Raw genomic sequence first — 7,580 nt, 5'->3', positions numbered from 1 at the left:
TTTTGGTGGGGGGCGGGGGGGGGGGGGGGTTGTCTTCCGATTTTAATCCTTCGGGGGCTTACCCCGGCGGGGCTTTCGGGCGCCCGGCCGGGGGCGGCCCCCCCCCGGGGCCCCGGGAAACTGCTCGTCCTAGACGGACATCAGAAGGCGGCTTCGTCCAGCTCCATGATGTCGTTGTCCAGGTTGGACAGGATGGCGCGGGTGGCGGTCAGCTCCGGCAGCACGTTGCGGGCGAAGAACTGCGCGGTGGCGACCTTGCCCTGGTAGAAGGGCTCGTCCGAGCCGGCGTCCTGGGCGGCGATGGCGACCTCGGCCTGGCGCAGCAGCTGCCAGCCGATGAGCAGGTCGCCGACGGCGAGCAGGAAGCGGACCGAGCCGAGGCCGACCTTGTACAGCTCCTGCGGGTTCTCCTGGGCGCCCATCAGGTGGCCGGTGAGGGTGGCGGCCATGGCCTGCACGTCCTCGAGAGCGGTGGCCAGCAGCTTGCGCTCGGCCTTCAGCCGGCCGTTGCCCGCCTCGGACTCGATGAACTTCTGCACCTGGCCGGCCACGTGGGCCAGCGCGACGCCGCGGTCACGGGCGATCTTGCGGAAGAAGAAGTCCTGCGCCTGGATCGCGGTGGTGCCCTCGTACAGCGAGTCGATCTTCGCGTCGCGGATGTACTGCTCGATCGGGTAGTCCTGCAGGAAGCCGGAACCACCGAAGGTCTGCAGCGACTCGGTCAGGTACTGGTAGGCGCGCTCGGAGCCGACACCCTTGACGATCGGCAGCAGCAGGTCGTTGACGCGGGCGGCCAGGTCGGCGTCGGCGCCGGAGACCTGGGCGGCCACGTCGGCGTCCTGGTGGGCGGCGGTGTAGAGGTACACCGCGCGCAGGCCCTCGGCGTAGGCCTTCTGCATGGCCAGGCTGCGGCGCACGTCCGGGTGGTGGGTGATGGTGACGCGCGGGGCGTCCTTGGTCTTGGCGGTCAGGTCGGCGCCCTGCACGCGGTTCTTGGCGTAGTCCAGCGCGTTGAGGTAGCCGGTGGACAGGGTGGCGATGGCCTTGGTGCCGACCATCATGCGGGCGTGCTCGATGACCTCGAACATCTGCGCGATGCCGTTGTGCACCTCGCCGACCAGCCAGCCCTTGGCGGGGACGCCGTGGCCGCCGAAGGTCAGCTCACAGGTGGCCGAGACCTTCAGGCCCATCTTGTGCTCGACGTTGGTGACGAAGACGCCGTTGCGCTCGCCCAGCTCACCGGTCTCCGGGTCGAAGTGGAACTTCGGCACGAAGAACAGCGACAGGCCCTTGGTGCCGGGGCCGGCGCCCTCGGGGCGCGCCAGCACCAGGTGCATGATGTTCGGGAACAGGTCGTCGGAGTCGGCGGAGGTGATGAACCGCTTGACGCCCTCGATGTGCCAGGAGCCGTCCTCCTGCTTGACGGCCTTGGTGCGGCCCGCGCCCACGTCGGAACCGGCGTCGGGCTCGGTGAGCACCATGGTGGCGCCCCAGCCCTGCTCGACGGCGATCTGGGCCCACTTCTTCTGCTCTTCGGTGGCGTTGTTGTAGAAGATGTTGGCGAAGCCGGGGCCCGCGGCGTACATGAAGGCGGCGGGCTGCGCGCCCAGGATCAGCTCGGCGATGGCCCAGTAGGCCGCGCGCGGGAACTGGATGCCGCCCAGCTCCTCGGCGACGGAGAACTTGTCCCAGCCGCCCTCTTCGAGCGTCTTGTAGCTCTTCTTGAACGACTCGGGCAGCGTGACGGAGTGGGTCTCGGGGTCGAACACCGGCGGGTTGCGGTCGGCGTCGGCGAAGGACTCGGCCAGCGGGCCCTCGGCCAGGCGACGCACCTCGTTGAGCATCTCCTTGACGGTGTCGGTGTCCAGGTCGCCGTAGGCGCCGCTGTCGAGCAGATTGCCCAGGCCCAGGACCTCGAAGAGGTTGAACTCCAGGTCGCGCACGTTGCTCTTGTAATGACCCATGTCTGTGTACTCACTCTCCGTTGAGTTGGTGCGGTCGGTGTGTCGTGCCGTTCCCGCCCGTTGGTGTCACCGGACCCGCTGCCCGGACCCGTTGCCGGATAGCGCTTGCTACTCGCGGGTAACTTTACGCTATATTACCGCTGGGTAATGGCTGAGCAAAAGACCTCCCGCGCAATGTGACCTGAAAAACACGCCGCTGACATGGGGATGAACGTGCAGGTGAGCGGGCTGCCGCGCGCACAGCGACCCCCGGGTTACGGTGAGGGCGTGCGCATCGAGACCAGTGCGGGCCCCGCCGACGTCGAATTGGACCTGCCGGCGCGAGCGCGGGCCCTGTTGCTGTTGACGCACGGGTCCGGCGGCGGCGTCGACGCGAAAGATCTTCTGGCCGTTCGTGATTCGGCCCTCGACCTGGACATCGCGGTGGCGAGGGTGGTGCAGCCCTATCGGGTGGCGGGCCGGCGCGCGCCCGGTGCGGCGGACAAGCAGGACGCCGCCTGGCTGGAGATCGTCACCCGGCTGCGCGGCCGCCATCCCGACGGGCCGCTGATCCAGGGCGGGCGCAGCAACGGCGCCAGGGTGGCCTGCCGGACCGCGCTCGCGGCCGGGGCGCGCGGGGTGCTGGCACTGTCGTTCCCCTTGCATCCACCCGGCAAGCCGGAGAAGTCCCGGCGCGAGGAACTGCTCGCCACCGGCGGGATCGAGGTCGTCGTGGTCAACGGGGAGCGGGACCCCTTCGGCATCCCCGACCCGGCCGACGCGACGCGGGTGGTGGTGATCCCGGGGCAACCGCACTCGTTCCGCACCGGCTTCGACCTGATCGCGGCGAGCGTGGAGCCCTGGCTGCGGCGCTGGTCCGGCCGGGAGTGAGGCCGGGCAGTGGGGTTCAGCCCGCCGGGTCGGGCTCCGGTGCCGGGTCGGCGGGCGCGCGGGTGGCCACCACGAGGGCGTCGATGGCGTCGGCGCCCTCGGTCGGGCGCAGCACCCGCTCGGCGATCCTGATCCGCATGTCGGGGCTGGTGGCGGCCAGATCGGCGACCACGTCCTCGGGAGTGAACAGGATGGCCGGATCCTGCGGGCCGCCGAAGCCGTCGGCGATGTTGGTGCTGTCGTGGCCGAGGACCAGCAGCGTGCCCTCGGGGGCCAGCCTGCGCGCGGCCGCGGCCAGCACCGCCCGGCGCCGGCCGGCGGGCAGGTGCAGGAAGAACATCAGCACCAGCTCGAACGGGCCGTCGACGCCCGCCGCGTCCAGATCGGTGACATCGGCGCACTGCCAGGTGATGCGGCTGCGCACCGACCGCGACAGCCGCGTCGCCACCGTCGCGCCCTTGTCCAGACCCACCTGGGAGAAGTCCACGGCGCGCACCAGCCAGCCGTGGGTGGCCAGCCACAGCGCGTTGCGGCCCTCGCCGCAGGCCAGATCCAGCGCCCTCGGCAGGCCGTCGGCCTCCTGGGCGGCGTGCCTGCGCAGCCCGTAGACCAGTTCCACCACGGTGTCGTTCGGCGGAGCGCCCCAGACCAATTCGCTGCGCGCGTAGCGTTCGTCCCAGTCGGCGGCGTCCATGCCGGTGAGTGTATTCACCCGCGGCACGGCCGTGCCCGCGCCGTCGCCTAGAGCCGGGTGCGCATGAGGACCACGTTGTACTGACTGTGCACGGTGGTGAGGAAGTACAGATCGCGCCCGGTCTGGTAGGGGAAGATCGACGGCGCGTATGCGGTGGGCAGTTCACGGGTGTCGATGAGCACCTCCGGCGCGCTCCACGGACCCTCCGGTGCGGGCGCGCGCCGCATGACCACGGAATTGTGCGGGTCGGTGGTGAGCGAGACGAACTGGCCGAGGTACTCGTTGTACATCACCGACAGTTCGCCGACGTTGTGCATGATCGGGGCCGCGGCGTCCACGTCGTTCCTGCGCCAGCCGTTGCCGTCCCAGTACTCGTACTCGGCCAGGTTCTCGATGTGCCGCTCGGGCACGCGAGCGATGTAGGCGGGATTGTCGCGACCGGGGCGGGTGCCGTACTCGTAGATGTAGCCGCCGCTCTTGGTGAAGGCGTTCATCTGGAAGTTGGCGTGGCCGCCCTCGGCCGGCCGGTGTGTGTGCCCGAGTTCGGCCCAGGTCTCGCCGTTGTCGGCGGAGGCGGCCAGGCCGGAGAAGTTGGTGGTCCACCGGCCGACGTCGTCCCAGCTCTTGACCGACATCAGCGACAGGTACTGCACCCCGTTGGCCGAGATGCCCGCGGTGGGGATGCGGCTGATCTCGACGAACGGGATCTTCGGGCTGGGGATCAGATCGCGCGCCTGACCGAAGACGTCGCGCACGACGCTGTCGAAGTAGATGCCGTGGGCGGGATCCTTGGTGTGGCTGCGCACCAGGATGTTGGACCGCCACGCCCAGGTGCTGCCCGCGAGCAGGTTGGGGAAGCCGATGCCCGCGGTGTCGCCGAAGGCGCAGAGCATCTCGCCGTGGCCGTTGTCCCACATGATGCCGAGGTCGGTGCCGAAGACGTTGTAGTTGTGCGTGCTGTTCGGGCTGGCCATGCCGGTGACCTGGAAGACCGCTTCGGTGCGGCCGGGCAGGTTCGGCAGGCCGTTGGTGCCGTTGAGCACGGGTATCGGGTTGATCGCGTTGGGATTCGCCGCGGCGGGTGTGGCCGACGGCAGCAGCAGAGCCGTGGTTCCGGCCAGGGTGGACAGCAGAAGCGACGCGCTCTTCCTCAAGGTTCGAAGCCCTCCGAATATGGCCGGAACGGCTCGGACACCGTCCAATCTCTGTGCCTCGAATCACATTCCGACTGGCTGGCAAATCGTCGCCAGATGCTATCAGCGGACTGCCGGGAAATGTGACCTCGAGCACCCATTCCCGAGAAAAGGGCAGGCTGCCGGGGGTGTGACCGGGCCGGTCGACGGCGCTTTCGGCTGCCGACCCCCGCTCGGCAGCCGACTCGCAATGATGCGTGATCGCGATTGTGCGACGCGGCCCGGCTCTGCTCTAATCGTGTTCTGCGGTTACCGTCAACCTTGACGGTAATTGAGGAAAGCGGAGGAACAATGCTGCCAGCCGGAATGGACCCACGCACGCCCGTGCTCGTCGGCGTCGGTCAGTCGGTGCACCGGAGCGGTGAGCCGGGGCTGCCCGGCCCGGTCGACCTCGCCGCCGAAGCGCTGCGCCGCGCGGGTGCGGACAGCGGGACCGGAGACAAGCTGCTGCGCGCCGCGGACGCCATCGCCGCGGTCGCCCCGGTCGGCAAGCCCTACAACGATCTCGGCGCCGCCGTCGGCGCGGCGCTCGGCGCCTCGCCCAAGCACACGGTGCAGTCCGCCCGCTTCGGCGGCGACGGCCCGCAGCGCCTGGTCAACTGGGCCGCGCAGGCCATCGCCGACGGGCGCGCCGAGATCGTGCTGGTCACCGGCGCGGAGGCCGTCGCCTCGGGCAACGCCGCCAAGCGCTCCGGTGTGACCCCGGACTGGGCAGAGGAGGCCGACAACGCCGCGCCGAACGAGGTGCTCGGCTCCGACAAGGGTCCGAACTCCGACATGGAGATGGCCGCCGGACTGTGGGGCCCGATCCACTACTACGCGCTCATGGAGAACGCCATGCGCGGCAAGCTGGGCCTCAGCGAGGCCGAGCACCTGCGGCGCATCGGCGCACTGTGGTCGAGCTACTCCGAGATCGCCGCCGCCAACCCCTACGCCTGGCAGCCGGAGGCGCACACGGTCGAGCAGATCATCACCGCCACCCGCGACAACCGCATGGTCACCAGCCCCTACCGCAAGCTGATGGTCGCCAACCTGACCGTCGACCAGGGCGCGGGCCTGATCCTGTGCAGCGCGGCAGCCGCCGACGCCGCGGGCGTGCCGCGTGACAAGTGGGTCTTCCCGCACGGCGGCGCGACCGCCAACGAGGTCTGGTACGTCACCGACCGCGCCGACATGGCCGCCTCCCCGGCCATCGCCGCCGCGGGCAAGGAGGCGCTGACCGCCGCGGGCGTTGGCATCGACGACGTCGCCCACATCGACCTGTACTCCTGCTTCCCGATCGCGGTGCAGGTGGGCGCCGAGGCCTTCGGCCTGCCCATCGACGACCCGAGCCGCCCGCTGTCGCTGACCGGCGGCCTGACCTTCGGCGGCGGCCCCGGCAACAACTACGGCACCCACGCCATCGCCGCGGTGGCCGAGAAGCTGCGCACCGACCCCGGCTCCTACGGGCTGTCCACCTCGCTGGGCTGGTACATCACCAAACACGGCGTCGGCGTGTACTCCACGAACCCGCCCGCCCAGCTCTTCCGCGCCGTCGAGGTGCCCACCCCCGACGCCGCCCGCGCGACCGCCCCCGGCTACACCGGCCCGGCGACCGTGGAATCGTTCACCGTGCCCTACAACAAGGGCCCCGCCCCCGAGCGCGCCGACGAGCCCGAGGCCGTCATCATCAGCGCGCTCACCCCGGAGGGCGCCCGCACCCTGGTGCGCGCCGCCGACCAGGAAACCATCACCGCCTTCACCGAATCCGACCCGATCGGCGCGAGCATCGATATCGTCGCGGGCGGGCGGGTCAGCCTGAACACCGAGAGGACTGCCGAATGAGCTCCAGCGTGCTGGTCGAACGTCGTGACGCGATCACCGTTCTCACCATCGACCGCCCGGAGGCCCGCAACGCCATCGACCTGGCCACCGCCAAGGAGATCGAGGCCGCCGTCGACGCCTTCGAGGACGACGCCGAGGCGCGCGTGCTGGTGCTGACCGGTGCGGGCGGAAACTTCTGCGCCGGTATGGATCTCGTCGCCGCCGCCAAGGGCGAGATGCCGATGACCCAGAAGCGCGGCCCGCTCGGCATCACCGCCGAGCCGCCGGTCAAGCCGATGATCGCGGCCGTGGAGGGCTTCGCCCTGGCGGGCGGTTTCGAGCTGGCGCTGTCCGGTGATCTGATCGTCGCCGCGAACGACGCGCAGTTCGGCATCCCCGAGGTCAAGCGCGGCCTGGTGGCCGCGGGCGGCGGCGTGCTGCGGCTGACCCAGCGGCTGCCCCGGCCGATCGCCGCCGAGCTGGCGCTGACCGGCGGTCGCGTGTCGGCGGACCGGCTCTACCAGCTCGGCCTGGTCAACCGGGTCACCGAACCGGGTGGCGCGCTGGCCGTCGCGTTGCAGCTGGCCGCCGAGATCGTCGCGGCCGCACCGCTTTCGGTGGCCGCCAGCAAGCGCATCATCGACGAGTCGCCGGACTGGACGCGGGCCGAGGCCTTCGCCAAGCAGGGCGAGATCGCGCTGCCCGCGCTGTTCTCCAAGGACGCCGCCGAGGGCGCGCTGGCGTTCGCCGAGAAGCGCGAGCCGAAGTGGCAGGGGCGCTGAGCCGCGATCGACGAGTCGGCACAATCATCGAGTCGGCAGGAACGGGAATGAGAGCAGGGGGAGAGCACCGATGACCGAACGCGTCCGGGAGACGCAGGCGCAGCGCCGCGCACGCACTCGCGCGCGGCTCCTGGACGCGGCCGTCGAGAGCCAGGTGGAGGTCGGCTACGCGGGCACCACCACGCTCGAGGTGCAGAACCGCGCGGGCGTCCCCCGCGGCACCCGGGCACACCCCTTACCCACCAAGGCGGGCCAGCGCGCAGGCGGCGTGGGA

7 protein-coding genes are annotated in these 7,580 nt (G+C 70.6%); 4 read left to right on the top strand and 3 right to left on the bottom strand.

The window, feature by feature from the left end:
- Nucleotides 1–140: 140 nt before the first annotated feature.
- Complete coding sequence (locus QH283_RS13515) at nt 141–1,964, bottom strand: acyl-CoA dehydrogenase (protein WP_280503349.1); 1,824 nt, start codon at nt 1,962–1,964, stop codon at nt 141–143.
- 267 nt (nt 1,965–2,231) lie between these two features.
- Here QH283_RS13515 and QH283_RS13510 point away from each other — a divergent pair, with 267 nt between their 5' ends.
- Nucleotides 2,232–2,834 carry an alpha/beta hydrolase family protein gene (locus QH283_RS13510; RefSeq protein ID WP_280503348.1) on the top strand — a complete coding sequence of 201 codons (603 nt, stop codon included), beginning with the start codon at nt 2,232–2,234 and terminating at the stop codon, nt 2,832–2,834.
- Nucleotides 2,835–2,850: 16 nt separating this feature from the next.
- Here the strand turns inward: QH283_RS13510 and QH283_RS13505 are convergent, their stop codons facing one another.
- Both QH283_RS13505 and QH283_RS13500 read right to left on the bottom strand, forming a co-directional pair.
- Complete coding sequence (locus tag QH283_RS13505) at nt 2,851–3,528, bottom strand: class I SAM-dependent methyltransferase (protein WP_280503347.1); 678 nt, start codon at nt 3,526–3,528, stop codon at nt 2,851–2,853.
- A 47-nt stretch (nt 3,529–3,575) separates the two neighbouring features.
- Nucleotides 3,576–4,682: a DUF4185 domain-containing protein gene (locus tag QH283_RS13500; RefSeq protein ID WP_280503346.1), complete on the bottom strand. Its 1,107-nt coding sequence runs from the start codon at nt 4,680–4,682 to the stop codon at nt 3,576–3,578.
- A gap of 330 nt (nt 4,683–5,012) precedes the next feature.
- On the opposite strand from QH283_RS13500, the gene QH283_RS13495 reads away from it, so the two are divergent.
- From QH283_RS13495 to QH283_RS13485, 3 genes are all read left to right on the top strand, one after another.
- The gene (locus QH283_RS13495; RefSeq protein WP_280503345.1) at nt 5,013–6,545 is read left to right on the top strand and encodes a thiolase C-terminal domain-containing protein; all 1,533 of its coding nucleotides are present in this window, start codon (nt 5,013–5,015) and stop codon (nt 6,543–6,545) included.
- Complete coding sequence (locus QH283_RS13490) at nt 6,542–7,306, top strand: crotonase/enoyl-CoA hydratase family protein (protein WP_280503344.1); 765 nt, start codon at nt 6,542–6,544, stop codon at nt 7,304–7,306. Before QH283_RS13495 ends, QH283_RS13490 begins: the two co-directional genes overlap by 4 nt.
- 70 nt (nt 7,307–7,376) lie before the next feature.
- Nucleotides 7,377–7,580, top strand: a 204-nt coding sequence (locus tag QH283_RS13485; RefSeq protein WP_280503343.1) for a TetR family transcriptional regulator, incomplete at its 3' end; no start/stop codon positions are given.

The sequence above is a fragment of the Nocardia farcinica genome, assembly GCF_029867845.1.
GTDB classification, from domain to species: Bacteria; Actinomycetota; Actinomycetes; order Mycobacteriales; family Mycobacteriaceae; genus Nocardia; species Nocardia farcinica_A.
This window is presented reverse-complemented; position numbering and strand designations above follow the sequence as displayed.